Annotated in this window: 27 protein-coding genes and 3 tRNA genes; 5 read left to right on the forward strand and 25 right to left on the reverse strand. The window is 59.9% G+C overall.

Annotation, left to right across the window (positions count from 1 at the left end):
* Positions 1-14: 14 nt before the first annotated feature.
* The 9 genes from ACQUSW_RS06165 to hpt all read right to left on the reverse strand — a co-directional run bounded on the left by ACQUSW_RS06165 (position 15) and on the right by hpt (position 7,976).
* Positions 15-1,817 (reverse strand): PH domain-containing protein, encoded by a 1,803-nt coding sequence (locus tag ACQUSW_RS06165; protein ID WP_428931414.1) that lies wholly within the window; start codon positions 1,815-1,817, stop codon positions 15-17.
* Positions 1,814-2,464 carry a PH domain-containing protein gene (locus ACQUSW_RS06170; RefSeq protein ID WP_428931415.1) on the reverse strand — a complete coding sequence of 217 codons (651 nt, stop codon included), beginning with the start codon at positions 2,462-2,464 and terminating at the stop codon, positions 1,814-1,816. Before ACQUSW_RS06170 ends, ACQUSW_RS06165 begins: the two co-directional genes overlap by 4 nt.
* Positions 2,461-2,973 (reverse strand): DUF3180 domain-containing protein, encoded by a 513-nt coding sequence (locus ACQUSW_RS06175; RefSeq protein WP_428931416.1) that lies wholly within the window; start codon positions 2,971-2,973, stop codon positions 2,461-2,463. Before ACQUSW_RS06175 ends, ACQUSW_RS06170 begins: the two co-directional genes overlap by 4 nt.
* On the reverse strand, positions 2,970-3,527 hold the full coding sequence (folK, locus tag ACQUSW_RS06180) for a 2-amino-4-hydroxy-6-hydroxymethyldihydropteridine diphosphokinase (RefSeq protein WP_428931417.1): 558 nt from the start codon (positions 3,525-3,527) through the stop codon (positions 2,970-2,972). Before folK ends, ACQUSW_RS06175 begins: the two co-directional genes overlap by 4 nt.
* Positions 3,524-3,898, reverse strand: coding sequence for a dihydroneopterin aldolase (gene folB / locus ACQUSW_RS06185; RefSeq protein WP_428931418.1), 375 nt, complete (start codon positions 3,896-3,898; stop codon positions 3,524-3,526). Before folB ends, folK begins: the two co-directional genes overlap by 4 nt.
* A gap of 4 nt (positions 3,899-3,902) precedes the next feature.
* Entirely contained in the window at positions 3,903-4,697 is a 795-nt protein-coding gene (folP, locus tag ACQUSW_RS06190; RefSeq protein WP_428931419.1) for a dihydropteroate synthase, read from the reverse strand.
* On the reverse strand, positions 4,694-5,314 hold the full coding sequence (gene folE / locus ACQUSW_RS06195) for a GTP cyclohydrolase I (RefSeq protein ID WP_428931420.1): 621 nt from the start codon (positions 5,312-5,314) through the stop codon (positions 4,694-4,696). The genes folP and folE overlap by 4 nt, the downstream gene beginning before the upstream one ends.
* 4 nt (positions 5,315-5,318) lie before the next feature.
* Positions 5,319-7,331 carry an ATP-dependent zinc metalloprotease FtsH gene (gene ftsH, locus ACQUSW_RS06200; RefSeq protein ID WP_428931421.1) on the reverse strand — a complete coding sequence of 671 codons (2,013 nt, stop codon included), beginning with the start codon at positions 7,329-7,331 and terminating at the stop codon, positions 5,319-5,321.
* Positions 7,332-7,424: 93 nt separating this feature from the next.
* Entirely contained in the window at positions 7,425-7,976 is a 552-nt protein-coding gene (hpt, locus tag ACQUSW_RS06205; protein ID WP_428931422.1) for a hypoxanthine phosphoribosyltransferase, read from the reverse strand.
* 102 nt (positions 7,977-8,078) lie between these two features.
* Between hpt and ACQUSW_RS06210 the strand changes: the two genes are divergently transcribed.
* On the forward strand, positions 8,079-8,672 hold the full coding sequence (locus tag ACQUSW_RS06210) for a DUF937 domain-containing protein (RefSeq protein WP_428931423.1): 594 nt from the start codon (positions 8,079-8,081) through the stop codon (positions 8,670-8,672).
* Between the two features lie 20 nt (positions 8,673-8,692).
* Here the strand turns inward: ACQUSW_RS06210 and tilS are convergent, their stop codons facing one another.
* Both tilS and ACQUSW_RS06220 read right to left on the reverse strand, forming a co-directional pair.
* On the reverse strand, positions 8,693-9,694 hold the full coding sequence (tilS, locus tag ACQUSW_RS06215; RefSeq protein WP_428931424.1) for a tRNA lysidine(34) synthetase TilS: 1,002 nt from the start codon (positions 9,692-9,694) through the stop codon (positions 8,693-8,695).
* The gene (locus tag ACQUSW_RS06220; protein WP_428931425.1) at positions 9,687-9,821 is read right to left on the reverse strand and encodes a hypothetical protein; all 135 of its coding nucleotides are present in this window, start codon (positions 9,819-9,821) and stop codon (positions 9,687-9,689) included. The genes tilS and ACQUSW_RS06220 overlap by 8 nt, the downstream gene beginning before the upstream one ends.
* 30 nt (positions 9,822-9,851) lie before the next feature.
* Between ACQUSW_RS06220 and ACQUSW_RS06225 the strand changes: the two genes are divergently transcribed.
* Positions 9,852-10,340, forward strand: coding sequence for an inorganic diphosphatase (locus ACQUSW_RS06225; protein WP_428931426.1), 489 nt, complete (start codon positions 9,852-9,854; stop codon positions 10,338-10,340).
* Between the two features lie 66 nt (positions 10,341-10,406).
* Here the strand turns inward: ACQUSW_RS06225 and ACQUSW_RS06230 are convergent, their stop codons facing one another.
* Complete coding sequence (locus ACQUSW_RS06230; RefSeq protein ID WP_428931427.1) at positions 10,407-11,786, reverse strand: peptidoglycan DD-metalloendopeptidase family protein; 1,380 nt, start codon at positions 11,784-11,786, stop codon at positions 10,407-10,409.
* A 205-nt stretch (positions 11,787-11,991) separates the two neighbouring features.
* Here ACQUSW_RS06230 and ACQUSW_RS06235 point away from each other — a divergent pair.
* The 3 genes from ACQUSW_RS06235 (at position 11,992) to ACQUSW_RS06245 (ending at position 12,316) form a co-directional block, all read left to right on the forward strand.
* Positions 11,992-12,064 (forward strand) — tRNA-Glu (locus tag ACQUSW_RS06235).
* Between the two features lie 25 nt (positions 12,065-12,089).
* Positions 12,090-12,163, forward strand: a tRNA-Asp gene (locus tag ACQUSW_RS06240).
* Positions 12,164-12,243: 80 nt separating this feature from the next.
* A tRNA-Phe gene (locus ACQUSW_RS06245) sits at positions 12,244-12,316 on the forward strand.
* Between the two features lie 190 nt (positions 12,317-12,506).
* Here the strand turns inward: ACQUSW_RS06245 and ACQUSW_RS06250 are convergent.
* From ACQUSW_RS06250 to ACQUSW_RS06310, 13 genes are all read right to left on the reverse strand, one after another.
* On the reverse strand, positions 12,507-12,809 hold the full coding sequence (locus ACQUSW_RS06250) for a hypothetical protein (RefSeq protein WP_428931428.1): 303 nt from the start codon (positions 12,807-12,809) through the stop codon (positions 12,507-12,509).
* A gap of 11 nt (positions 12,810-12,820) precedes the next feature.
* Complete coding sequence (locus ACQUSW_RS06255) at positions 12,821-13,135, reverse strand: hypothetical protein (RefSeq protein WP_428931429.1); 315 nt, start codon at positions 13,133-13,135, stop codon at positions 12,821-12,823.
* Positions 13,136-13,415: 280 nt separating this feature from the next.
* Positions 13,416-13,847 (reverse strand): hypothetical protein, encoded by a 432-nt coding sequence (locus ACQUSW_RS06260; protein WP_428931430.1) that lies wholly within the window; start codon positions 13,845-13,847, stop codon positions 13,416-13,418.
* Positions 13,848-13,852: 5 nt separating this feature from the next.
* A complete protein-coding gene (locus tag ACQUSW_RS06265; RefSeq protein ID WP_428931431.1) occupies positions 13,853-14,641 on the reverse strand; it encodes a peptidoglycan recognition protein family protein in 789 nt (262 codons plus the stop codon).
* Positions 14,632-16,539, reverse strand: a complete 1,908-nt coding sequence (locus tag ACQUSW_RS06270) for a DUF859 family phage minor structural protein (RefSeq protein ID WP_428931432.1) — start codon at positions 16,537-16,539, stop codon at positions 14,632-14,634. The genes ACQUSW_RS06265 and ACQUSW_RS06270 overlap by 10 nt, the downstream gene beginning before the upstream one ends.
* A gap of 68 nt (positions 16,540-16,607) precedes the next feature.
* Entirely contained in the window at positions 16,608-19,220 is a 2,613-nt protein-coding gene (locus ACQUSW_RS06275; RefSeq protein WP_428931433.1) for a phage tail protein, read from the reverse strand.
* Positions 19,221-19,265: 45 nt separating this feature from the next.
* On the reverse strand, positions 19,266-21,209 hold the full coding sequence (locus ACQUSW_RS06280) for a hypothetical protein (RefSeq protein WP_428931434.1): 1,944 nt from the start codon (positions 21,207-21,209) through the stop codon (positions 19,266-19,268).
* Positions 21,209-24,415: a phage tail family protein gene (locus ACQUSW_RS06285; protein ID WP_428931435.1), complete on the reverse strand. Its 3,207-nt coding sequence runs from the start codon at positions 24,413-24,415 to the stop codon at positions 21,209-21,211. The genes ACQUSW_RS06280 and ACQUSW_RS06285 overlap by 1 nt, the downstream gene beginning before the upstream one ends.
* Positions 24,415-24,735 carry a hypothetical protein gene (locus ACQUSW_RS06290; protein ID WP_428931436.1) on the reverse strand — a complete coding sequence of 107 codons (321 nt, stop codon included), beginning with the start codon at positions 24,733-24,735 and terminating at the stop codon, positions 24,415-24,417. Before ACQUSW_RS06290 ends, ACQUSW_RS06285 begins: the two co-directional genes overlap by 1 nt.
* Positions 24,736-24,806: 71 nt before the next feature.
* Positions 24,807-25,301: a hypothetical protein gene (locus ACQUSW_RS06295; RefSeq protein WP_428931437.1), complete on the reverse strand. Its 495-nt coding sequence runs from the start codon at positions 25,299-25,301 to the stop codon at positions 24,807-24,809.
* 97 nt (positions 25,302-25,398) lie between these two features.
* Positions 25,399-25,986 (reverse strand): phage tail tube protein, encoded by a 588-nt coding sequence (locus tag ACQUSW_RS06300; RefSeq protein WP_428931438.1) that lies wholly within the window; start codon positions 25,984-25,986, stop codon positions 25,399-25,401.
* 48 nt (positions 25,987-26,034) lie between these two features.
* Positions 26,035-26,442: a hypothetical protein gene (locus tag ACQUSW_RS06305; protein WP_428931439.1), complete on the reverse strand. Its 408-nt coding sequence runs from the start codon at positions 26,440-26,442 to the stop codon at positions 26,035-26,037.
* Complete coding sequence (locus ACQUSW_RS06310; protein ID WP_428931440.1) at positions 26,439-26,783, reverse strand: DUF5403 family protein; 345 nt, start codon at positions 26,781-26,783, stop codon at positions 26,439-26,441. Before ACQUSW_RS06310 ends, ACQUSW_RS06305 begins: the two co-directional genes overlap by 4 nt.
* Position 26,784 lies beyond the last annotated feature (1 nt).

A 26,784-nucleotide genomic window follows, 5' to 3' on the forward strand; every position in this document is an offset into this window, starting at 1 on the left:
GCCAGTCGCCGGTGTCATTCGTATGCGTCTCTCCCCGGCGCTGGCGGTGATGCTGGTGATGGTGGCGGGGGCGGTGCCGGAGCAACATAGCCGGGCGGCGGAGGCGGCGGCGCAATCGTTGGAGCTCCGGATGCTGCATCCGGCGCCTGTTGCACGATTGTGTATCCCTCGTGCTCCGCCCAGCGGTGGCCCTTATCAGCCGCAACGGCCTGGGCCGCGGCAACAGCAACCTGCTCACCGAGAGCCAGGGCTGCGTCACGGTCGATTCCTACGACGTGCCCGTACACAGGCCCGGTGATGCTCAGTGGCGACAACGAAGCCACCCGCTGAGCCCTGCCCAGCGGCCCCTGGCGGGTAGCAAACCCCTGCTGACGAACCAGCGGGAAAATACCCAGTGTGCGCCAGATGCGCCCCCGGCGCACCAGCATGGCGTACGGAGTCAACGCAATCCCGTGACGTTTCCACGACAGCGGGCGGCGCCACCGTGCTCGCGGTGCCATAGTCGTATACGGGTCGTCGTGATCTACCGGGCCGAGCACACCGTGCTCCCACACCAAAGAGAGCACCTCGGGTGGGGCATCCGGCAAAATCAGCCGCAAAACCCACTCGACGTCTTCGCGCTTACCCACCGGCAGCACCGTATTAAACTGCTGTGCCGTATTCGACTGCTGCTGGGCAAGGCTCTTGCCCGACATGCGGTTGATCTTGATCGTCCACCAGCCAAAGGGCCGCCACAGCAGAGGCTGCGAAAGCTCGACGGCAAAAATTCTGCCCGGCGGGATTGTTTCGGTCACCGTCGTAGCCAAACCGAACGTTGTGCGAACCCCATCGGCGGTCGGTGCAATCGAATACCGCAGGGAACGAGCAATCGGGGCCCAAATGGTTGCCAAGGCACCAATAAGCAGCGGTAGCCCCACACCGAGAGCCACGCCGACGACAGCAACCGTCGCACCGGGGCCTTCTGAAGCAAGAATGCTGGGAATCGCCACCGCCATGGTGATGAGAAAAAGCAGGGCGAAAAACGCCAGCCACACGACGCCCTTAATCACCTGCGAGCCCACCAGACGGCCCGTGGGAATACGAAGAATGCTGGCCGGATCAACGTCGTCAAGATCAACGCCAGAAAAAATACCCGTCACGCCGGCGCTGACAGAGTCGGCAAGCCCCGGCCGCGGTGCCATCGGCATCGCTCCCCCGGCACTACCGTCAGGACGGCGCGCGCCCGACGCCAGCCGCAAAATATCGACCCGTACGCTCTCGGCGCGCGTGGTCGCCAAATACTCCAGATCAACGTTGGCGTCAGTACCAGCGCCGACAACCTCGAGCTTGGCCATCCCAATCAGCCGCGCAGGGAAAGGCCGCGTCAGGTTTACACCCTGGACACGGTCAAGGGGTGCTCGTCGATGCGAACGAAACAAAATTCCCTTACGCACTTCGACGTGCTCACCGGTAATACGAAACTCGTGAAAACGCCACGCCAGCCAGAAGCCCGCCAGCACAAGCACGAGCACGGCGATCACAGCCAGCAACACAAAAATCAGTGCGTTATTGGCCAGCACCCAGTCGACCGGATCACCACCGTAGTCGCTGTATCGACCAGCATCCGGAACAAAAAGCGTTACCACCCACTGAATAAGGCGTTCCCGCAGGTTGCCCACGAGCACACCCACAATAACGATGAACGCCAGCCCGCCACGCATGAGTGGCGTCAGCGGATGCATCCAGTGCCAGCCGCCATCGGCAAAATCAGAAACAGCCGGGCCCGCTTCGTGCGTCGGCTGCGGTGCATCACCCGGCACCTGCGGTTCAAAACTCACAGTCCTGTCCGCCTCGTCTCGGCAACATCAATCAGAGTGTCACGCAACGCCTCCGACGCCTCTTCGGTCAGACCCGGAATCTCAACCCCCGTGGTTGCCGCCGCGGTCACCATCTTGAGCGTCGAGATACGAAACATGCGGTCAACCGGGCCACGCGTAATATCAACCAGTTGCATACGCCCGTAGGGCACCGCAATCATGCGCTGCCACAAAATGCCGCGTCGAAACACGATGTCATCCGACCTCAGCATGTAGCCGATCGCGCGAGCCTGCCTCGGAACAATCACAATCGTCACCAGAGTGATCAGCGTGAGCGCCCCGGCCGGAATCCATGCCCACCACTGCTCAAAACCCAGCGACAGCACAAGAGCGGCAATGATCAGCACCGCAACAAAAACAAGGTTCTGCACGATTTGCGACACAGCATAGCGCGGTGAGATCTGGTGCCACTCACCGTCTATACGCAGCGCCCCGGCAGAGCGAGGCTCGCGCAGCTGCGTGTAGGTGCCGTCGTCGAGAACCGCGTCACCGTTGGCAGTGCCGTCGGCCGCTGCCGCACTGGCCGCACCGCTCACATGGGGTGCCGCTGCGGGAGCAGGCTCACTCGGCGGAACCTCGCCCTGGTGAAATCCTGGAACATTCGTCATACCTGACCTCCATCGTGAGCGGCCGATGACGGCAAACCGTCATCACCCGAACCCCGCCCCTCCGACGAACCATCATCGGGCGGCAAAATACAAAATGCTTCGGCGATCAGCGCCGCAACAATAAGAACAGCGGCACTGCCCGCTACGCCCACAGCGGGCATCAGCATGCTCAGCGGCGGGTCAATCGGACGAGTATACAGAAAAGCAATCAGACCGCCGGCAAACCCGACAAGTCCCGCACCCACGAGACTCGATGCCCGTGCCAGCATCGCTGTGCGCAGCGCCCGAAACGGGTCAACGCGACGCTGCCCCGGTGAACGCACACTACGGCGCACCGGCCACGCCAGTGCCAACAGTGCTGCAGCCAGCAATAACAGCAGAATAGGAAGCCCACCCGAGGGAGAAAACGTAGCCCGACCCGACGCTGTCAGCAACTGATCGACCAGAAAACCCGCAGCCAGGCCGACGACGCCCGCCACCACCAGCGCGATAACCGACGTGCGTTTCATACGCTGCCCTTCAGGCGAGCGACCAGGTCGTCTACCCGGCCGATACCGGGAATCGCCGCATCCGGGTCAAGGCTCAACCATGGTTCGAGCACAAACAGGCGCTCTGCGGCACGCGGGTGCGGCACCATCAAATGCTCATGATCGCTGCGTTCATCGCCAAACGTGATCAGGTCAAGATCGAGAGTGCGGTCACCCCATTTCTCGGTGCGTACGCGACCATATTTGTCTTCAATCGCGTGCAGCATGCCCAGCAACACGGAAGCAGCCAGCCGTGTCGTCACAAGCGCTACAGCGTTGACGTATCGCGGGGCTTCAGGGTCGGGTCCATCCGGTCGCACCGCCACGGTCTCGATCAGTTCAGACACACGCACACCGTCAACCAGCGGCAAGCGTCGAATAGCTTCGACAGCCTCGTGCACCGTGTCGCGCCGCGCACCCTGGTTAGAGCCGAGCGCAACAACAGCCGTGACTGGTTGCCGGTGTGGTCGTGGGTCAAGCGGCGGCAGAGTCTTTCCGCGCGGCACGGGCGGTAGCGGGTGAATCGAACCGGTCATGCGTTCTCCCGCTGCCGATGAATGGTGACCGAGACATCGTGAAACGTGCGAGCAATGGGCGCCTGCGGCTTATGTACGGTGACGTCCACGGCGTGTACGCCAAATGGCGCGAGAGCCGCCATCGCAATTCTCTCGGCCAGTGTTTCGATAAGGTCAACCGGTTCGCCCTCAATAATCGCGGCGATGCTTTCAGCCAACTGCCCGTAGTCGACCGTGTCGGCCAAGTTGTCGCTGTGTGCCGCAATACGGGCGTCAACGTGCAGCGTCACATCAACGACAAAGTCTTGCCCCTGCTCGCGTTCAAAGTCGAATACTCCGTGGTGGCCACGTACGCGCAGCCCCGTCAGAGTGATCTGGTCGTGTGCGCTCATGTCTCTATCTTCCGTCCCACGCCGCCACAATCGATAGCGCATCGCGCGTGGCGCGCACATCGTGCACGCGCACAGCCCACACACCAGCGCGTGCGGCCAAAGCACTCGTGATCGCGGTGGCGGCATCTTTACGCTCCTGCGATGCGCCGGTGCCCACGATCGGTTCAAACAGTCGCTTCCGCGAGGTGCCGAGCATAACGCGGGGTCCGAGCGCCATAATTTCTCCGAGCCCGCGCAGCAGCTCCCAGTTCTGTTCCGGAGTTTTAGCAAAACCAATACCCGGGTCGACAATGATGCGGGCCGGTGCAATACCGGCTGCGGCCGCGGCCGAAATTCTCTGCCGCAGTTCTTGGGCAACATCGCGCGCAATACGTTCGTAGTGTGCCTGCGCATACATGTCGTTCGAGGGTCCGCGCCAGTGTCCGAGCACAATATCTGCACCGGATGCCGCAACTACCGCCAGCATGTCGGGGTCGGCCAGTCCCCCCGAAACGTCGTTCACAATGCGTGCTCCCGCTACCACTGCTGCCTGCGCGGTCGACGCATTGAGCGTGTCGACACTCACCGGGATTCCCTCTGCCGCGAGCGCGGTAATCACCGGTATGACGCGCTGTTGTTCTTCGGGCGCGGGGACTCGGCGGGCTCCCGGCCGGGTTGATTCTCCGCCAACATCGATCACGGCGGCACCGTCTCGGCAGAGTTCCTGTGCGTGTTGCAGCGCGGCATCCGGGTCGAGAAATTTACCGCCGTCGCTGAAGGAGTCGGGCGTGGTGTTGACGACGCCCCAGATGACGGTCACGACGCAGCACCCGCTGAGCCTGCAGCGTTCGGGGAACCGGCGGTTATGAGCGTGATGAGTTCGGCGCGCGCGGCGGCTTCGCGGTAGTCTCCGCGGGCGGCGATGGTGAGGGTTGACGACTCTGTGTGGTGTGAGCCGCGCATCGTGACGCAGCCGTGCACGGCGTCGAGCACTACGAGCACTCCACGGGCATCGAGGCTGCCAGAAATTGCGTCGGCAATTTGCTCGCTCAGCCGCTCTTGTACTTGGGGACGCGCGGCGAGTGTTTCAACGACTTTGCTGAGCGACCCCAGGCCGACAACCTGTTCGCCGGGCAGGTAGGCGATGTGTGCGAGCCCGGTGAACGGCAGCAGATGGTGTTCGCACACAGAGCGAAACCGGATGCCACGCATGAGCACTGCACCCGAGGGCAGTGTGTCGGGTGCGGGCCCCCGCGCGACGCTGATGGTGCGGGCCAGCGGTGCCGTCGCATCTTCTCCGATGCCGGAGAATAGTTCAGACCACAGCTGGGCCACCCGCGCGGGTGTTTGGCGTAGGCCGGGGCGCTCGGGGTCTTCGCCGATCGCTTGGAGTAGCTCGCGGGTTAGTTGCTGTATGCGTTCGACGTCAACGGCCATGTCGTCATGCTGTAGCGGGTCGTGGGTTGCCCGAGGCCGAACCACTGTTTGATGATGGCGCCGGGGCCGATGATGAGGCGCTGTTGTTGGCTACACGGCCTACTTCTTCGGTCGGTGCAGCTGGAACCTCGATGGGCGGCACGAGCGATACGGGGCGCTCTTCGCTGGAGAGCCACTGCGGGCGTTCGGGCAGTTTGCGAACATCGCGGAAGATTTCTGCGATCTGGTTGTGGTCGAGCGTCTCTTTTTCGAGCAGTTCGCGGGCGAGCCGGTCGAGAATATCGCGGTTGTCGCTGAGTACCTGATAGGCCTCGTCGTGGGCCTGCTCGATAAGAGCACGCACTTCGCGGTCGACGCTCTCGGCAATCGACTCTGAGTACTCGCGACCCCGGTTCATGTCGCGTGCCACAAACATTTCGCTCGAACCAGAGCCCAGTTTGACGGGCCCCACTTCGGTGGTCATACCGTATTCGGTCACCATCTTGCGAGCAATGTTGGTGGCCTTCTCAATGTCGTTAGAGGCGCCTGTTGTCGGGTCGTGGAACACGATTTCTTCAGCCACACGACCACCCATCGCGTAGGTCAGTTGGTCTTGCAGCTCGTTGCGCGTGACCGAATACTTGTCGTCCAACGGCATGACCATCGTGTAGCCGAGGGCTTTTCCGCGCGGCAAGATCGTGATTTTTGTCACGGGGTCGGAATAGTTCATGGCCGCCGCGGCCAGGGCGTGGCCGCCCTCGTGGTAGGCGGTAATGAGCTTTTCGCGGTCTTTCATGACGCGCGTGCGGCGTTGCGGACCCGCAATAACACGGTCGATGGCTTCGTCGAGGGCGCGGTTGTCGATCAATTGCGCGTTCGAGCGTGCCGTCAGCAGTGCTGCTTCGTTCAGCACGTTGGCAAGGTCGGCACCGGTGAACCCGGGTGTCTTGCGTGCGACAACTTCGAGGTCGACTCCGTTAGCAAGCGGCTTGCCCTTGGCGTGCACATCGAGAATGCGCTGGCGTCCCTTAAGGTCGGGAGCATCAACACCGATCTGACGATCAAAACGGCCCGGACGCAGCAGTGCAGGGTCGAGAATGTCGGGACGGTTGGTCGCGGCGATCACAATGACGTTGGCGTTCGGATCGAAGCCGTCCATCTCTACCAGCATCTGGTTGAGGGTTTGTTCTCGCTCGTCGTTTCCGCCACCCATTCCGGCGCCACGGTGACGACCCACCGCGTCAATCTCGTCAATAAAGATGATGGCGGGCGCGTTCTCTTTCGCCTGGGTAAACAGATCGCGCACTCGCGATGCACCCACACCCACGAACATCTCGACAAAGTCAGAGCCCGAAATCGAGTAGAACGGCGCACCGGCTTCTCCTGCCACGGCACGCGCCAGCAGTGTCTTACCGGTTCCCGGAGGGCCGTACAGCAGAACACCCTTGGGGATGCGCGCGCCAATAGCCTGAAACTTTGCGGGGTCTTGCAAGAACTCTTTAATCTCGTGAAGCTCTTCAATTGCTTCATCAGCACCGGCTACATCGGCAAAGGTGACCGTGGGGGTTTCTTTGCTCACGAGCTTGGCGCGTGACTTGCCAAACTGCATGACCTTGCTACCGCCTCCCTGCGCCGACGACAACAGCCACCAGAACAGCAGCGCGAGAAGGGCAAGGGGCAGAAGAAGCGACAAAATGCCGTCGAACCAGCTGGGGCGCGGCACCGAGTCGTCAAAGCCGTCTTCGGGCGCGGCCGCGGTGATCGCCGAGACGACATCGTCGGCTCGAGCAGACACATAGTAGAACTGCACAGTCTCGGCGCCCTCGTGAGGCTTCGACAGCGTCATATCAACACGCTGGTCGCCGTCGGTCGTCACCACTTTCGTGACGGTGCCGCCCTTAAGGAGCTCCAGGCCCTCCTGGGTCGTCACCTGTTTGGCCGACCCGAGGCTGGAGATCAGCATGAAGCCGCCGAACAGTAAAACGCCGATAAGTACGACGTAGATCAGCGGGTTCTTGAAGATCTTCTTCACATCCATGATGCTCCGAGGTTATCGCGGCGCACCTCGGCAGCCGCTGGGATTCGCCCACGGCGTATCCGTGAGTCTGTGCTTATGGGAGGAGTGGGAACGTTACTGATACACGTGCGGCGCCAAAACTGCCACATCGCGAAGATTGCGGTAGCGCTCGGCGTAGTCGAGACCGTAACCGACAACAAACTCGGAAGGGATGTCAAAACCCACGTATTTACAGTCAACGTGCACTTTCGCAGCATCCGGTTTGCGCAGCAGCGCAAGCACCTCGAGAGACTCGGCACCGCGAGAAGCAAAGTTTTCGAGCAGCCAACTCAGCGTGAGCCCGGAATCAATAATGTCTTCGACGATGAGCACGTGTTTTCCGTGCAAATCAGTGTCAAGGTCTTTACGAATCTGCACAACACCACTTGATTTTGTGCTGGCGCCGTAGCTCGACACCGCCATCCAGTCCATGGGCGCATGAAACGGTAAAGCACGCGCGAAATCGGCCATCACCATGACAGCGCCCTTGAGAACGCCCACCAGGAGCAGGTCTTTACCGGCGTAGTCTTCTGCCACTCGTGCAGCAAGCTCAGCCAGTTTGGCTTTGATTTCTTCTTCGGTAACGAGAATCTCGGTGAGGTCGTTCTGGATCTCGGAGGCGCGCATGCCTCGATTTTAGGCGACAGCAACAGTTTTTGTGACCGCCGTCGGTAGTCCTCGGTACTATTCCCCAGAAGAGGGCATTTCGCCCACAGGAAGGAAACCTTCATGGACATCGACGAAATCCTCAAACTTGTGCCTGTTGGCGACATTGCTAAAAAGTTCAATGTCTCAGAAGATGTTGCGCGTCAGGCCGTGGCCGAGGGCGGGGCAACACTCCTCGGTGGGCTTGCCCGCAACGCTCAGTCGGAGTCGGGTTCGGCCGCTATTGAAAAAGCGCTCGGCAAGCACGCCGGTTTCAAGGGTGCCACCTCGGTGAACGACATCGACGAGAACGATGGCGAAAAAATCGTCTCCCACGTTTTTGGTGACAACAAAAAGAAGATCACTAAGGCGCTCAGCGAAGAGCCCAAGGCCGCAGGTATCGACTTCGGCAAACTTCTGCCCATGCTCGCCCCCATCATTATGGGAATCCTTGCCAACCAAAAAGGCTCGCAGCAGAGCCAGGGCGGCGGTATTGGCGACCTGATCGGTGGCCTCATCGGTGGTGGCCAGAACAATTCGGGCGGTGGCCTGGGTGGCGTTCTCGGCGGCCTGGGTGGTCTGCTCGGTGGCGGGCAGAACAACAATGCGACCCAGGGCGGTGGCGGCGGCCTCGACATTGGTGGCCTGCTGGGCGGAATCCTCGGCGGCAACAAGTAGTACTGTTCGGGCTGCGTTCGTTAGTGGTGGGCGCGAAACATAATGCGTCCACCACTGCGTAGCGCCTGGCACGCGGGCAGATCAATGGGTCCCTGACCCCTCCAGTCAGTCACCAGCCGGGCGACTTCGAGCGTCTGCTGACGCGTGAGCATCGCCCCAAATTCGCTGGCTACAACAAACCGAATAATACGGTTGCGCAGTGCTGCCGGGTTGGCAGCCAGCGCTGCCACACTCACTGCGATGCCCGCCTCGGCCGGTTCAACAATGTCTTCGATGGTCTCTCGAATCATCGCATCGAAGGCATCAGAATCTTCGCGCAACTGCTCAGCTGTGCGGGCAAGGGCCTCGGCGATTCCTGGGCCCAGTTCGTCTTCGAGCATCGGCAACACTGTGCGGCGCACCCGCACTCTCGTGTATCGGTCATCACTGTTGTGCGGGTCGTTCCAATAGTCGATACCGGATGCCACACAGACAGCCTGTGTCGTCGCCCGACGTACACCCAACATGGGCCGCAACCACCAGAGCCCTTCGTCGTCACAGCGCGCCGCAGCCATCCCCTGCAAACTGCCCGAACCCGAACCCCGCGCAAGACCTAAAAGCACCGTCTCGGCCTGATCATCGAGCGTGTGCCCCAGCACCACAGCATCCGAACCATTACTGTGCGCTGCTGCCCGTAAAGCGTCGTAACGAGCCGTGCGCGCAGCAGCTTCCGGCCCTTCTTTTTGTTCATCGACGGTCACCGCAACAACACTCGCCTGCGCCCCGAGATGTGTAGCCTGCTCTGCTGCGCGCTGAGCGATCTCGGCCGAACCCGCCTGCAACTGGTGATCCACCGTCACCGCATGCACTGCGCAGTCCAGGCGACGGGCCTCAAAAACAGTCGCCGCCAGCACGGCGAGTGAATCGGCCCCGCCCGACAGCGCAACCGTAACAGCGGTTATCGGGGTGGGTAGCTGCGCAAGCTGGCGACGAACCGCCACACGCACTTCGGCAACCGCCGGATGCAGACGACCTTCAGGCATGCACCCACGGTAACGCGCTGCGTGCGGTGGTGCCGCGAGTCGTGCTGCTGTGGCCCGTGTTGCTATGACGTGGTGCGTCAGCAATATCGCGCGCGAGCGACACGCCGAGTAGGCTGGTGCGCGGCATTGCATCAATCTCATCTCAAGGAGAACGCTCATGGGCGCACACGACGCCACCATCGAGATCCCGCGCGGCAGCCGAGTCAAGTACGAGGTCGACGACAAAACCGGTCGTGTTCACCTCGACCGCGTGCTCTACACAACGTTCGGCTACCCTGCCGACTACGGCTTTTTTGACAACACTCTCGGCGAAGATGGCGACCCGCTCGATGTGCTCCTGCTGCTCGACCACCCCATCTATCCCGGCATCGTTGCATCCGTGCGCCCCGTCGCTGTTCTGAAGATGAACGATGAAGCCGGTGGCGACGACAAGCTCGTGGCTGTGCTGGCCGACGATCCCCGCTGGGAGCACGTGCAAGACATTGACGACGTGCCCGAGCACACCAAGAACGAGATTGCTCACTTCTTTGAGCACTACAAAGACCTCGAGCCCAACAAGTGGGTCAAGGTTGACCAGTGGGGCGATGCAGCAGAGGCACAGCGCATCCTTGACGAAGCGATCGAGCGTTTCGCTCAGCAGAGCTAATGCGAGTTATTAACGCTGAAGGCCCACGAACAGATGTGTGTTCGTGGGCCTTCAGCGTTGTCGTGCTTATGACATGTTGACGCCGCGGGCCTCCATGAAGGCGATCGGGTTAATAGCGCCGCCGCCCTCGTACACCTCAAAGTGCAGGTGGCATCCAAAAGAACCACCCGTGTTACCGGCGTACGCAATAACCTGCCCGGCACGCACCTGCTGGCCATAACTGACGTTGTAGCCGCCATCGACAATGTGGGCATAACCGGTGGCAATGCCATTGCCGTGCTGTATCCGGATGTAGTTACCGTAGCCGCCGTTGTAAAACGCGGCATCAACCCATCCGTCATGGGCTGCATAGATGGGTGCCCAGCAGCCGTTCGCAAGGTCGACTCCGTAGTGAAAGCTTGACGAGCAGCCCCAGGCGTCGCAATCGGGAACACGCGGACCATAACCGGACGACTGGAAGCCACCGTGCGGACGAACCCAGCCATTGCCGGGACCTTGGCCGCCTCCGCCGCCGCCTCCCCCTCCGCCGCCGCCACCGCCGCCACCGCCGCCGTTATTGTTGTCATTTTCGCGTTCTTCTTCTTCGCGACGACGTTCTTCTTCTTCGCGGCGGCGACGCTCTTCTTCACCCTTTTCGTAGTCGGCAACAGTTTTTGCCGTCTCATCTTTTAGAGCTTCAAGCTGAGCCTGCAGCGTTGCCAGGTTGTCTTGCTGGGCGGCGAGAGCAGCTTCTGCTGCAGCGGCGGCCGCCTGGGCTTTCTCCAGCTTGTCTTCGGCGATCTTCTGCAGCCGATCCCGCTCATCGCGGGCCGTCGATGCCTGATCGCTCAAGTTTTGTGCCGAGTTGCGGGCAGCAACAGCGTCGTCATAAACGTTCTGGTTGCGCTCGAGCAGTTTGTCCATCTGGCCGAGCTTTTGCAGCAGGTTATCGGCGCTGGCAGCCGACCCTGCAAAAAAGAGTTCCAGCGAGGCACTATCGCCGCCACTGCGGTATAACTGCGTTGCTATCTGCCCCGCCTTCTGCGCAGCGTCTATCGCGGCGGCCTGCTGTTTATCGGCCTGCGATTGCAGCTCTGTTGCCCGCTGCGCCTGATCAAAATAGGCCTGTTGGGCTGCATAAAACTCTTCACCAGCCTTTTTGGCGGCCGCCTGGGTCTGCGCCACCTGCTGTTGCAGTCCCGAGATTAAACCCTCAATACGGGTAATCTCACGCGCTTTGGCAGCCTCACTGGCTTTTGCTGCTTCTACGTCATCCCAACTGGGATAGTCGGCAGCGTGCGCTGCACTGATCTGTGAGCCGACACCAAACGTCCCAACGGCAGCGAGCCCGGCCCCCAAGCCAAACAGCCCCCGACGAGAAAACGTGCGCCCCCACAAGGCACGCTGTTCTGATGGGGTCGGCCCGCAACCACAATCGTGGCTGTCGATACGGTTGTGCTCGTTCACACGATCCCTTCCTTCAGGCCTTGCCACAGTAACAATATTCTTCGAATGTGATCGGTCACAACCGGCACACTCTTCTCCATCCTGCGCGCGAAAACCCCAAACCTGCGCTGGAACACGCCCGGGAAACGAAGCCGATCGGCACTGATTGGATTTTTCTCAGCAACATCGCTTATGCTTAGTCGTCGGCAGGGAACATTTCCCTCACGGCCCCATCGTTTAGCGGCCTAGGACGCCGCCCTTTCACGGCGGTAGCACGGGTTCGAATCCCGTTGGGGTCACGCAAAACTACAACTTAATATCTCTGGCCCTGTAGCGCAGTTGGTTAGCGTGCCGCCCTGTCACGGCGGAGGTCGCGGGTTCAAGTCCCGTCAGGGTCGCTCCGAGCGACGGGCCCTTTCTCAGAGAGGGCCCTTCGTCTAGGACACGGATTATCCGGTGCATGCATCACGATCCGTGCGGCTCTGTAGCTCAGTTGGTAGAGCGTTCGACTGAAAATCGAAAGGTCACCGGATCGATGCCGGTCGGAGCCACACCTCAACTCCCCAGACAAACACTGGGGAGTTGTTCTTTTCCCCGGCGACCATTCTGGGGCCAGTTTAGCCACAGTGCACCCATTAGTGCACCCAACAGTCCACCCAGGTCGCGAAGCTCCACCCATAAACATGAAAAACCGGCCCCTCACCCTCCGAGAGTGGAGAGCGAGGGGCCATTCTTATTGGTTTACTGTCGTGACGTACGCGATTCGAGCTTCGACGCTGACGGTTTCGTGACCATCGCATACGACGCTTGCGCCACCGCCCAAGCGAGCAGCACGAGCGTTGGCCACGCCGGAACCGTGTCACCCGTATACACGTAATAGAACACGAGCACCACACCGGTAAGCACGAACGCGAGTGCCACCGAAGCGATCTTCTTCGCAGTCGGTGTCCAGTCCGGATGCTGCAAGAGCGCCTGCGCATATGGTGCGACGAGGCCGAGTAGCACGAGCACCCCGGCGGGGATAGCGGGAAGAGTAATATCCATGAGTCTTTTCCTTACTGTGAACGTGCGATGTCGGCCGTCGCTGCGGTAACGATTTCTAGCGCCTGGAATGCGAGGCGTAGTGCGAGGCCCGAGTTTTCGGCGAGTGTCTGGTCATCGTGTCCGAGTACGGCACGGATCGAATCAATACCCGGCTCCGCACCGACCGGGCCGAGCACGTTATCAAGTGCCGCGATACCGTCACGGATGCGGTCGAGTCGGTCTTGTTCTTCTTGCTGCTGGGCACGTTCGAGGGCATAGAACGCCTGTTGTGCGTCAGCTATCAGCTGTTGGAGTTCAGCTGCGGTCAGCCCGGATAGGTCGGTCATCGTGTGTCCTCGTTTTCTTGATTAGGCCAAGGTGGGATGGAGGTCGAGTCGATGCAGGGCGCGTTCAACAGCAGTCGACGTAGCAGTGAGGCGTGTTCTTCGATCCGGCGCCGTTTCGAGGCTTCACGGTCAGCACGCCGCCATGCTCGATCCACCTCGTCGCGGCGTAGTTTCCCTCGACTGGAGAAAGCGTCCAGGGCACGGCGGGTGAGTTCTAGGAGGATCGCGCCACCGCCCGCGCTGAGCAGTAGGGATATGGGGGCAGCCCACTCCGACATGGTTACCCCCGTCGTCTAGGTTCGTAGGAATAGTCGCGGATAATCAGCATCCGAATAATGAACGGAGATGCCGCGAGCACGATGATTCCGACTTGTGTCAGCCGGGACGATCCCGTATCCATGTTTTGTGCGTGGAGGATGATCGCGACGAGCAGATAGATCGCGAGACCCATCCCGATAGGTGCTATCGCGAGGAGCCGTTCGGCCCACCACCATCCGGGTAGGACAGTGATGGTGCCGGCGGCCCCACCGACGATGAATAGCACCGACCATATGACCGTCAGCACCGGCCCTATCTCCCCAGCAATCGACTGGGGCGGGTAGGTGAGGGTGACGTAGCCGATCATGATGGTGAGCAGGTAGATCGCTAGATAGGCGACTTTCATGTGGCGCGGTTCGGTGATTGATTCCCATACGCGCTGTAGCCAACGCATGATGGTTACTTACGTGTAGGGATCTTGTTCAGATCGGCAGACTTGACCGTGGCAACGATCACCTGGAACTCTTGGCCGCGCGCTTTCGCTTCCGTTTCAAGTGCGCGGATCGCGTTCCACTCTTCCCGCGAAATGAGCCGCTTCGAGCCGTCACGGAGAAGCTCATACTTCGAGCCCTGCACGCTTGTTTGAATGAATGTGCGAGTCATGGTGTCCTCATCTTCTAAATCGATAGTTGGTTTAGGGTTGACGATTTGCTTCGCCCGGGCGATGATCCACGGAATGTCCATCGACGGGCCCGGGCAGATCGTGCTGGTTTCTTTCCCGGCAGGTGTCTCGTTGTGGCCGACGATGCCGGGCACGGCTACCGTGTTGTCGGAGTTCACCCGTCCGCGTTGCAACGGCACACCGAACTCTTGGTGCACCCACGCGAACAGTTGCGCGATAGCTTCCAGCGACGCGCGAGAGATACCCCAGTTCGGTTCGCCAGACGTGTTCTGTGTCTCACACGTCACCGCCTGGTGATCGATCACGCCCGTCGTCCACGCCCGATAATGGCGGGGAGGTACGACCTCGTAAGCGGAGCCGTCAGCGTTTATCTGATAGTTCGGCGACACTGACCTGTCGTTAGGACTGTTGAACCGCTTCCACGCGGCCTCGGGCGACTGGGTAGACCCATAGTGGTGCACGATAAGCAGCCGTATTTTCCCTTGCCGCCTGTCCCTGTTGGGGGAGAGTCCGGCGCGTGCTGCTGCCTTATATTCGGCCATAAGAACCTCCTGGTTTATGCCCACCGCAAGGGTGTGATTTCGATGCGGCCATAGTTAGCGCGCTGGGTGCCGGTCTCACCATTGCGGCGCACCTGTAGCCAGATGGTTGTCGCAGGGCCGGCAGGGATCGTGACCGTCTTCCAACTGCTGATCGTGTTGTGTTCCGGTGTTGCCGTAAACGGCGTCTGGTGGAACTTCTCGCCGTCGTTTTGTGATTCTTCCGGCGCTAACGTGAGCCCGCCCGTACACGCAGCGCCGATCATCGAATACACCGACGACACGGTGCTGCTGGCTACCGCCGAGAAGTTGATCCGAACCGTGAGCGGTCGAGGCAGAGTCCCAAATGTCAGACCTGTACCGCCTGCGATGTTTCCCCATGTGTTCTGGTCGATTGTGATATTTGACGTGTTGTTGGCGAAGCTTTCCAGCGGGTCAGGGAGGGTTTGCGCAAGATCAGCGGTAACGAGTTTCCCTGGCACCCCCGACGCCAGATCAGCGGTCGTGGCGAGCTTCGACGTGTTGAGCACCCAGTAGCCGTCGTCACGGATTCCACCCGGGCCCACGTCGAGCGCGCCGTCTTCGTGGATCTTGCCGACACCAACGTATGGGCCGTTCAGGTCGAGGGTGACGGTCGCGGTTGCGACGGTCGTTTCATGCACTGCCGTGGTGAGCTTGTCCGATACCCGGATTCGCACGTCCCACGATTTGGTGGATATGAAAATCCCGCCACCGGTCACTGTGTGTTGAGCATCGACGGTGAGGCCGCTACCGAACGTTTGCCGTGGAGTCCACAGCACTTGTCCGTGCTCTTTCGTGTCCACCTGTACGGTGACACTGTTCTTCTCACCGTTGTTTACGAGTGATGTTGCGGCCGCTTTCACATCGACCCGCAGGTATGCGCCCTCGTCGTCTGGCGTGCCGGTACTGTTCACACGAGTTACCGTGAACCGTGTGACGCTGGGTGGCTGGTAGGCGAGCACCGTCAGTTGCCCGGTTGTTTCACCGGTCTTACCGCGTGAGTCTGTCGCACGCCCAACAACACTGATATTCCCGGCCTGCGATGGAGTGTAGGTTTCGCCGCCCTGAATCGTCCTGTCACCAATAATGAGACTGGAAGATTTCACCGACGCGCCATATTTACCCGCAGCATCAACCGTCAGCTGTATGCGTGACAGTCCTTGCACGAACGCGCCGATAGCTGTTCGGACGGTCTGGTTGGTGTCGTATGCGGTGACTGCTGTGACTGTCGGGCCACTCGACGCTGGTGCGCGGAGTGTGAAGTTTGTGTAGGTTTCACCAACCGTCGTTGAGCCTTGTTTGGTGATGACACGGATATAGCCACCGAGCGAACCACTGTTGGGGAATTGTTCGAGCAGTTCGAGGTCTGGTGTCCATGCGATCGACCCGGCAACATTTTGTCCGATCCAGCCGGTCGCATCGCCCACACGGAACGTAATGTCATGCAGGTACGCGGTCGATTGACGGTTCGTGTTGATCGTGACCGCCGCGCCCGCATCAAACGACGCGCCGCCAACAAAGGTTGGTCGTGACGCGAAAGCGATACTCTGGCTCACCGAGATTGACCCGGAGCCTGCCGCGCTCGTGTCGCTGTTGAACGTGCCGGTGACGTTGACCGATGAGCCTGCCGTGATGACACGCGACCATGAACGGATCGTTTGCGCGGCGATAGCGCCACCCGCGCCAGCGTTAAAGTTGTACCCGCCGTCGATACGGTTGCCGCTGCCGGTACCGATAGTGATCGAATACGACGCGCCACCGCTGTGAGACGTATAGCCAGTAGACCCGGTACGTCGCCACTTCAAAACAGCCGTAACCTCAACCCCGCCCGAGACGGGCCGCGCCGACGTGGTGAGAATAAGTTTGTAGTCCGAGTTGCCGCCGTTCATCGATACTTCGGCCATAACGCAACCCCCTTTAGACATGCAGAAAGGGCGAGAGAACGTGTCCCTCGCCCTTCCTGTGTGTGTTGTTAGATTGGCCTGACGATCGTGCGTCCCGGCCCGTATTCCTCGAACCGATGATTACCGATCAACGACCTTTTGAGCCGTGTTTCGTCGGCGACGAAAACGCCGCCCTCCCAATAGGAGCCGACGACACCGTTCTGCACCATCTCGATACGAGCCGGCTTCAACCTGAGTTCAGCATCCCCGTTCGGGTCGCCAATACTGAGCCCGTCTGCACCGAACCGGTAATAGGTTTGGTGCGTATCGAGCCGCGCTGCTGTATCGTCAGCGGATGCTTGCGCACCATCAGCCGACGATTGTGCTTGCCCTGCCGCGTCTGCCGCGTCATGCACTGCACCGTCAAGATCAACAAGCTGCTGTTCTTGATCGTCCTGCCTGCCGACAATGAAGTTGATCGAGCTGTTCGCTGTGATGTCGAGTTCGTCACCGAATGACGGCTCGACATGGTTCACCGAAATTGACCCGGCCCTGACGTGGTTCGCGTCTACCGCGTTCGCTTTAATATCCGGCCCGTCAATACCTTCAACGAGGATCGACGCGGTGTCAGATACGGGCCCGGGCCTGCCGAGAGTATCCGACATGCGGAACCGTATATACAGGTCGTCACCGACACTCTTGCCGACGACGGTAGGCCGCACGTTCGCGCCGCCCGCGCCCGTCAACGGTGTGCCGAAAGGTTGCCACGGGCCGTCCTCAGACGGGGCCACGTCCATATAGACGTACCCGAACCCGTCCGGTGGAACAGCACCCCCGATAAGCCCGTCCCATCGAGCATTCACGAGCCCGAGGTCAGTGGACAGTATCGGCGTGGACGGTTTATCGGTGAGCCCATCCGGTGTGGCACCCGTGACCATGATCAGGTCACTGAAATCGGAATAGACGCCCCGGTTACTGATCGCCCGCACCTGTAAAGCAACCGTTTCGCCTGGCACGAGTTCCCCGGAATGCGCATTACCGGCTGTCCGATGTGTTGCGAACCCGTCGAAAACCTCATATTCGGTAACAACCACCGGGTCGCCGTCAGTTGACTGCGTTACCGGCGTCCATTGAATCGCATAATAGGCGACCGGCCTGCCGCCAGGCAGAAACCCGGCCACGTTATACAGTTCCGTGAGCCCTTCCGGCGCTTTCGGGATAATACTCGACGGCATTTGTGGTGTGACCGGCACCTCGATAGTCCAGTCAGATACTCGATCCCCAGACGCGCGGGCCCGTACTTTCACGAGCCGAGTCACACCCGGTTCCCAATCATCGACCGTGACGGTGAGGCTGTTCGTGGTGGCGAAGATCACCGGGTCGGTGTGGTCGAGCCGTGACGCAACCTCGTACGCTTCCACGTCAACATCAGAACCGTCCACCGATTGTGAGACAGCATCCCACCCGATAGTGACCGTGGCTTTCGCTGACCCGTCGGCCCGCCACTCACCCACATTCGATGCCACATGCAGGCCTGTTGGTGCTACCGGTTCCGCGAACGTATACCCCGGCGACGGTGGCAGGTTATCTCCGGTGCCGCCCACAATGTCACCGATACTGCCCGCACCGAGCCGTTTCGCTTGCCGTGCCGCGAGAGATACCAGCTTGTCGCCGGTGACGACCCGCACTTTTACGGCCTCATTACCTGACCGGGATACCTGAATACCGATCACGCGTTGCAACGTTTTGCCGGTACGCGACTTCGTATACACCGTGTCGCCCACCTGAAAATGCGTCCACGGCACATATCCGGCAACGTCAGGCACCCAGTCGAACGAGAGTTCGTGTTGCATGGCACGGCCTCGCGTGAGCGTCGGCTGAGCCAACCGAGTGGCCGTCATATGGGAGGCGATACCCGATTGGGTCATCGTCGATTCGAGCCGACCAAACCGGGTCGAAGCACCCTCGTTCTGTAGATACAGCCAGTAGGACGACTTTTCCGGCACGACCGTCAGGTTCGTGAACACGTTCGAGAACGACCCGCGCACAGGCCGCCGGTTGTATTGCGGCCCACCGAGCACAATGTTCTCTCGCAGATCACCAGACCCGGCACGCGCCAACCGCAGCTGTGTGCCCTCAGTCCACCAATCACAGAGTCCCTGTTCGGTGAGTTGACTCAAAATGTTCGACAGTGGTTTCAGTAGCGGCCATGCTTCAAGGATCTTGTCGGACGCTTCCCACGTCTGGCCGAGACTGTCGGTGGTGCCCGTGAAATCGTGTGTGATTTCCGAACCCCAGCCGCGTGCTTTCGATTCGGTGAGAAGCCCCGCCATGAGAAAACCAGCCGATACCGGCTGTCCACCTTGTGACCAGACGCGGGCGCCGTCTTTCGCTCCCGCTTTCCAGTGGTGGTAGGTGCGGGCGAGTTTCCAGGACACGAAATCGACACCCGTGAACTTGACCGTTCCCGTCGCGTCCGCGTCATCCCCGTCATACTCATCAAGCATGAACAGGCCGTTACGTGGCGACACATACCCGAACCCGGTCGCATACTCCACTCGCACCACAAACGGTGCGTCGATCCGGTCAGCGACACTCTCCGCAATAGTGACAGAGAGTGTCGCTGTAGCCGTATCAACTTGGGTGACCTCGAAATGTTGAGTCTGCAACACCCTTTGCGGCGTGAGCCCGTCGTCAGACATGAGCCTGATCCGTACATCAAACACTTGCAGACCCCCCCATATTGGTTATTGCAGATATGCGGCACGGCCACGCACTTCAAGCCGCGTAGCACCCGATACGCCGGTACCGGCGACCGTGAGTTTCCCGCGCCGATCATCCGGCGAAGTGAGCACCGGCGTGATCTCGAACCATCCACGAGGCCCGCCGAAATCGACCAGCCCGGATACTTCCGTGCCACCCGTCCACGTGTCCGACGTGGTTTGCCATGCCCGACCCGTTTTCGCGTCAAACCTGACGTATTGGTTTGCTGGGACAGGTGGGAGCGATACCCACGCGCCGCTACTGTCTGTCACGAGACAAGACTCAGCAGGGCCACGCAAACGTAGTACCGCATCATTCACCGGCGCGGATAGGCCACCATCCCATGACGTGTACACGGTCTTGGTTGATGCTGAACCATCCGGTGTGCTCGCCCACGCATACACTTGAAGCCGCGTCGAAGGTGTAGCGCCCGTGAAAACGTCGCCTTGGTAGACGCCGGGGAATATGCCGCCCATCGTCCAGTACGTGTCGCCGCCGCCAAGGCCGTTACCCGCATACAACTGCATCTGGTAGTTCGAGCCTGGCATTTGGTTCCAGAACGTCCGCAACGGCCACGACCCGGCCTCATTCGGTGCCGCATCCGAAAGCCCGCCCTGAACAGGCGGCGTGTTGATTCTGATGCGGCGTGTAGCGCTCTGACTAACAATGTTCGTCAACGGTTGTTCGAGATGCAATGTAACGGCTGCTGTGCCCGCGAACCGTGCCGACGAGGGGACAGTAATAAGCCCGATAGCTGCTGATGTTGCGTTTGTTGGAATCAACCGCAACGAACCACCGAACTTCGCGGATCGGATCGCGTGAGCCTGCCACCCCGTAACACCCGCTACAGCCTCACCCGTCAGAACCGATTCCGACTTACCGACCTCTCCCACAAACGCGGCCTGCATGTCAACATCAGGTGACTGAATCCCTGGCGCGAAGAATGATCCGCGAGTGCTTCCAAGCTCAATCTGCAATTCAGAAAACGTCGCGTTATCGCCAACGTTACCTGCCACCTGCAACTGAAAGTTCAACCGATCAGCACCAGCCGGAATCGTGATGGTGACTTCTGACCACTGTCCAGACGTAGCGTTAGCTCCCAGTACCTGCGAACCTACATCGGAGTTGCTAGACGAGTCGAAGCCGATAGCACGCACGCGGCCCCAAGCGTTCGTGTTCTCTACCTTCGCCGATATGGTTACGACCATTCCCGCCGATGCGGGAATTACTACTGTTCCCGGGCCAGCATTACCGCCTGTTTGAACACGAGTCACATGGATGACCCCATTGGCAGGCTTCGTAATCTCGCACCGCTGATAGATCGTCCACGGCGCAGGTGTCGCACCCGCACCGCCTGTAGGGCCACCCGGTTCTGTAGTCCCAAATAGAGGATCAGTCCACAGGTTACGGCGTATTTCTACCCGCTGCCCGTTTCCCACAAACCGTGGGTTAGTGAACACGTTCGACGCAACAACCGTCCCGCCCACACCCCCCGCTCCCCACAACTCCAAGGTCGTGTTAGCTGTTACAGAAGTAGAGAACGTGTCAATGGCGGTAGAACGCCAAAACACACCAGGCATTTCGAGCACAAACGTGACATCGATCCACTCGTTACGTGCATACACCCGGTTCGGTGCCGACGAAGCTAGCCGGCAAACGATCTCTCGATCCGGCATGTCGTCCCGCGTGACCACAAGTTCCGGCTGGTTGAAAAGCGTGAGTAGCGCTTCCCAACCAGACGGCGGCGTGTTGATCTTGAACGACATGAACGGCGCATCCAGCGAGGTCGGTAGCCACGTGTGACCATCACGGCCGTTAACTTTCACGACATCGAGCGCCGGTTCCAACGCCGAATACGGGATAGTCCCGGCCCTGAGAATCCATCCCAGGGCCGGGTTATCCAACGGCACACCATTGACGCGATACATCAGACCAAAACCCCCGCTATCTGCGCGGCATCCCACGCATCACGTTGAATATCCCGAGCTACCGGGTTATTGATCGTCAAGTTCACGCCGCCGCCACCAGACAGCGGCGAACGGCCATTCGCGGCACCGCTAAGGTTCGGCCGGAACTGCAACGCCGACATAGCATCGCCCGTAGAGCGCGCCATTTCTTCTCCCATCCCGGTAGTGAATTGACGAGCAACCGCCGCGCCAGAGCGCAACACTGCCCGCCACCCATCGCCAGAGAACGGCCCGACCTTCGCAGGCGAGTTCGGGAAGAAATCACGAACCGTGGACATGACACCTGCAGCGGCCTCTTGGAGACTGCCGAGCATCGAGTTCAAGCCACTAATCAGACCTGACACGATCGCTTCACCGGATGACACGAGCCACGACCCGGCGCCCGACAACGGTGCTTGCACGATGCTACGCACGCCACTAAACACGCTGCCGACAGAACTACGTCGACGTTCCGCACCGGTACGTACACCGTCCATGAGCGCATGGCCCCGAGGTACCAACCATCCTTGCGAACCGTTCAACCCCAATTCGGCGACACCCTTCACGCCGTTCACGGAGCTCTGGATACTCGGATAGCCGAGTAGCATCCCGCGAGTTAAGCCAGCGGCCATACCGCCACCTGCGCCCGATGCGCTGGTTTCAAGCTCAACCCCGAGATCGCTAAGCCCCTGTGCTACCCATTCGCGAAGTTCGGGACTCATAGGATTACGGGCGCTACCGATGCCCATGACCCACGAGTTCCATACGTCGCGTGCGCTATCTTGCCCGCCTTCCTTGAAGGCATCGGCCACGGCCTTCACGGCAATGTCTACTGCTTTCTGGTCGATGACGTTCAAGTCCTTCATCGCGAATCCACGACGCAGCGACTCGTTGATCTTCGCTTCAACCTCTGGTGGCAGACCCTCGATGTTCTTGAACGACTGAACTAGCTCGTCAGCCGCTTCTTTACCCTGAGTGGACACCACATTCTGGTACTCGTCCATGAATGCGACAGCAATCCTGCGCGCGTTTTCTTCCGCTGAGTGCCGGTTATCGTTCCACAGCCGGTTGAAGTCGATGCGCGGCTCGATCGTCCACCATTTACCGTCGTCTTTTCCTCGGAAGTTGCCAAGTTTGTTCAACTCTTTCATGGCACCTTCGGAGTCGACATCGATGCCCATAGCTTGGCGGATGCCGTCGAAGAAATCGTTATTACCCTCAACCCATTTACCAACGGCTTCCACGAACTGCACGAGCACTTCTGAAAGCGTGACGATAACGGGAGTCAGATCAACAAGAATGTTCACGAGATCGCGAATAATTCCGATAACGACCGGGCCGAGAGCATCCGCGAGGTCTTTCACCACCGGCGCTAGAGCTTGCGATATTTCAACGAGCGCATCACCCAAGGTTTCGAGAATGCCGCTGTCGCGGATGCTCGAAATGAGCGAGTCTACGGTGGGCATGAGAGCTTCGAGTACGGCCGTCGCCGTCGGTAGAAGCGTGGCTATCATTTCGCCCAATAGACCGAGGAATCCACCGAAAGTTTCGGCTATCTTCGGCAAGTGAGGAAGGATACGCTCCACTGCACGATCGAACCCGTCGGCGAAGTCCATCAACCCAGCACCGAACGCAGGTTGGTTCATCGCATCCGCGATACCTTCGATCAGTCCACCGAGGAATCCACCCGCTGAGCCGATAAACCGCTCGAACTGTCGATCAAGATCAGATACGAGTCGACCGATCCCACGGATAGCGTCACCGAACGCAGTCATGGCGACACCGGAGCCACGGAATACCGCTTCAAGCCCACGCTGGAAGTCGGCACTCTTGACAGTCCGCTCCCACGTGAGCATCAACTGGGCGAAACCTTTGAGTCCACCCGAGCCCGCAGCTTCCGCCGCCGACCACAGCCCCTCGAACACGCCAGAGATACCGCGCACGGCATCCCAAACGTCGTACATCGAGTCGATGGCATCTTCCATCCACTGCCCGAGCCTGCCGTCTGTGGCGATCGCTTCAAGCCACTTGTCGAACGTGTCTGCTTGCCGCACAAACCAGCGCGCTAGGCGCGGCGTATAGGTGGCGGCGATCTGCGACAGCGACACCATCGCGCCGGCGAACGCGGGCGCACCGGATGCGAGCACACGCCAACCGTCGGCAATGCCCTTGAAGATCGACTCCAACCGACCGCCTGAAAGTTCATCGCCAAACGCCGCCGCCATGCCGGCTGTGAAGTCTCCGATACCCTCGGAAACATCTTTGAACGCACGGCGCAGCTGAGGCATGAGGTTCTGAACAAGGTCGATGATCGGCTGACGTGCCCGATCCCAGAAGCCGACGTTGATGATGTCGGACAGTTCCGACATGTCGTCTTTCAACGGCGACAGTTCATCGCCCGCATTACGCAAAGCGACGATGAGCGACGTGATCGATGCGCCAGCGTTGAGGATCAACCCCGGTAGTACGAGAAACGCGGGCAGGATCGAGAACAACCCTTGTCCGACACCGACCACGCCACTGGTTGCCGCCGCTACAGCAGCAACCAGCGCCGTGATACCGCTCGTCCATGCCGTGATACGCGGCAAGTTCCGGTCGAGCTCTTTCATCTTGTCGAGCAGCGAATCAATCCACTTCCACGACAGCCGGGCACCCGACAGTGCTGCGAGGGCAGTCAACGCCGAAGCGACAGACTTCTTCGACACCCGGACAAGGAGCGTGACGATACGCGGCCGCGCCACATACTTGATGTGCGCTGTTGCGCCCGCCGTGATCGCGTTCACGTCGAGCTTGACCTCGTTGCGCGAAGCCTTGTTCACCATGTGCTTCACTTCGCGCTCGAACATCTGCTTGTTCGCAACCTCAGCGTGGATGCGAACACGAATGTCATCGAACTTGTCGAACTCTTCTTGAATCGCTTTCCGCAGCTGAGACTTGCGCAGCTTCACCTTGTCCACGACGACATGAGCTTTCGCGTCGAACGCGATGTCCTTCATGAGCGCCATTTGGCGGCGAATATCTTCACGCACCTTGTGTCGGTCGACGTTCGCTTTGTCGATCGTCACCGTCGCGTTCAAGCCACGTGTCTCTTTGAGGATTTGTGCTTTTAGTCGCTCTCGGAACTTGCGCGCATCCGGGATAACTCGGATGTTCAACCGCCCGATACTGCGTCCGGCGTTTAGTGCCACTACGCACCCCCATATATCAAGTTGTTGAACCCTGAAACGCTGAACTCAGCGATAGTCGCGGGCGCAATGACCTCGACCGTCTGTTCTTTCTTCTCGCCGCCCGGATAGTCGATAAACAACTCCGGGTCATGTTTGCCACTGAGCGACGACACGAGACTTGCGATCAAGTTGTGTGTGCGTGCCGCAATGACGGTGTGCTGATCCCAGCCCATGAGTTGCGGTGAACCGCCGCGCAACGCGAATACGCGCGAGTACGGGTTTCTGCACAAGTGTTCGGACAGATAGATAACGTGCTTTGTGCCGACCTTGCCGCGCCACACGTCATCAATGTCGATGTGGTAGAACGCGGCAAGGTCAGCGCGAAGGTCTCCGTGAACGTCGAGCTCGTCGATCAGTTCGCGGAGTTCCCGGATTCCCCCAAGGCCTCCTGGTAGGTGGTGAAGAGTGCCATGAACGTTTCTTGCTGTTTGCCCTCAGCCCACAGCGCATACTCTTCGGGGTTCACAGCAATTGACTCAGCCCATATGTCAATTGATGCGACAAAATCGTTCAGCTTCTGGAACCGCTCGATGTCTGCTGGGTCATCCAGGTTGTAGCTGAGCATTCCCTCGCGGCCGTCGTCGTCGCTACCGAACACACCGGCCTTCATCGCTTCGAGAACAAGGTTCTGAAATGCGTTTCGGTGAGCGAGGCGGAATCGGTGCGGGGGCCGCAGTTCCGGCATGTCTGCCAGAAGTTCCTGCACGACGTCATCGCGTTCGAGTTCCGCGTCAACGATCTCGCTAGGCTTCGGTGCCGGTTTCTTCGCGGCAGGCTTCTTAGCGACGGCAGGTTTCTTAGCAGCGGCAGGTTTCTTAGCAGCCGTGCGGTTGGTTCCAGTAGTCATCGCAGACCTCTTTCACGGTTATGGCAGACCTAAAGGGATGGTTCGTCCCCGTGGGCGGGTCTGCGTGTCTGCACCCACGGGGACGGGTCAAGTCGGCTTACGGTGCGGTAAGCCCGGTCTTGAAAATCTGGAACAGTCCAGGACGGCCGTTAACGGCCGGGATGACGCTCGACGGCGCGGAGAGGATGCTCGCGGACAGCGGCAACTCGAAGAAGTTCGCGGTGTCGACGGACGGCGCTTCGCCGAGTGCAAGCTCGGTGTTTGGCAGCCAGAATCCGAGCTCGCCGGTGTTGTCTTGGAAGAACAAGAACAGTGCACGACCGACGGGCGCAGGGGTTGCTACCGTATATCCGCCTGTCTCCGTGTCGAAGTCACCGTTGAACGCGAGGTCGAGGTTGTCGGCATCGATCTGTAGCGATGCGATGTCCACTCCCCACGTGGTCGAACCGATCGACGTGCGAACACCGTCAGCAAGGAACGTGTCGAGAGTTTCTTTCTCTCCACCTTCCTTGGTGAACGCGATGGTGTTCGTTTTCGATGTGTGCCCGAGGTTCAGCCACGGTGTCGGCCCGTCATCGAGCAGGTCGAATGCATCGAGCGGTGTCGCCGGCGGCTTAGTGTTGGGCGGCGCGTGGAACACTGTTCCGTGTCCCGGAATAATCAGCTTGGTTGCGTCAACAGACACGGTTACCTCCTGGTGGTTTGCAGACCCACCCGTTAGGGCGCAGAAGGATTAGTCGTTACGAACACGGAAATTCCACGAACCGTCGTATTGGACGATTTGTTTCGCTTCCATCTGTGCTTCTCCCCCACGCCGGGCGGGCGCCAGGGAATCTTGGACGGTTTCGATCGCACCAACGCCTGGCACCACGCCTGCACGAGGCATGTTCCATGACCAGACGATGCTGTATAGCTCGGAAGCGAGCCCGAAAGCGTCTTGCGTCTCGCAAATGAGGGTGACGGTGAGCATGACCGACCAGAGCCCGTTACCGTTGCCCTCTTGTGTTGCCGTCGAGTAGTGCGTGAATAGTGGGAGATCGGCGTATGAACCGGGGTCGAGGTCGCCGACCACGGCAACTTCGGGCGGGAACGCTTCTCGAAGAAGCGTCTGGAACAGCAAGTCGGTGTTGAGCAGTTTCATAGCGCGACCGACTTCATAGTGCGCTGCAGAATGTGTTGCCCTGGCACCCATCGGACGCGTCGCTGATTCTTATACCGCACCATGTGCCCGTATTCGATGGACAGCGCACCCTCGTCGGTCGTGTAGATCACACGGTCGTTGACGAGTGTTCCTGTGCCGGATTCGCCGCGTACTTTCGCGGTGCCGAGGCTCCTCAGATAGTCGCCTGTTAGTCGATTGCGTATCGCGATCGTCTTGGCTGTCCGCAAGGTGGCGGCTGCGGCTTCGTCCATCTCGGGCCGATTACCAGCGATGATCGCGGCTTCTAAAGCAGCTTTCTTGCTGATGTATAGGTCAGCCATG

The sequence above is a fragment of the Microbacterium luticellae genome, from assembly GCF_050408645.1.
Classification (GTDB): domain Bacteria; phylum Actinomycetota; class Actinomycetes; order Actinomycetales; family Microbacteriaceae; genus Microbacterium.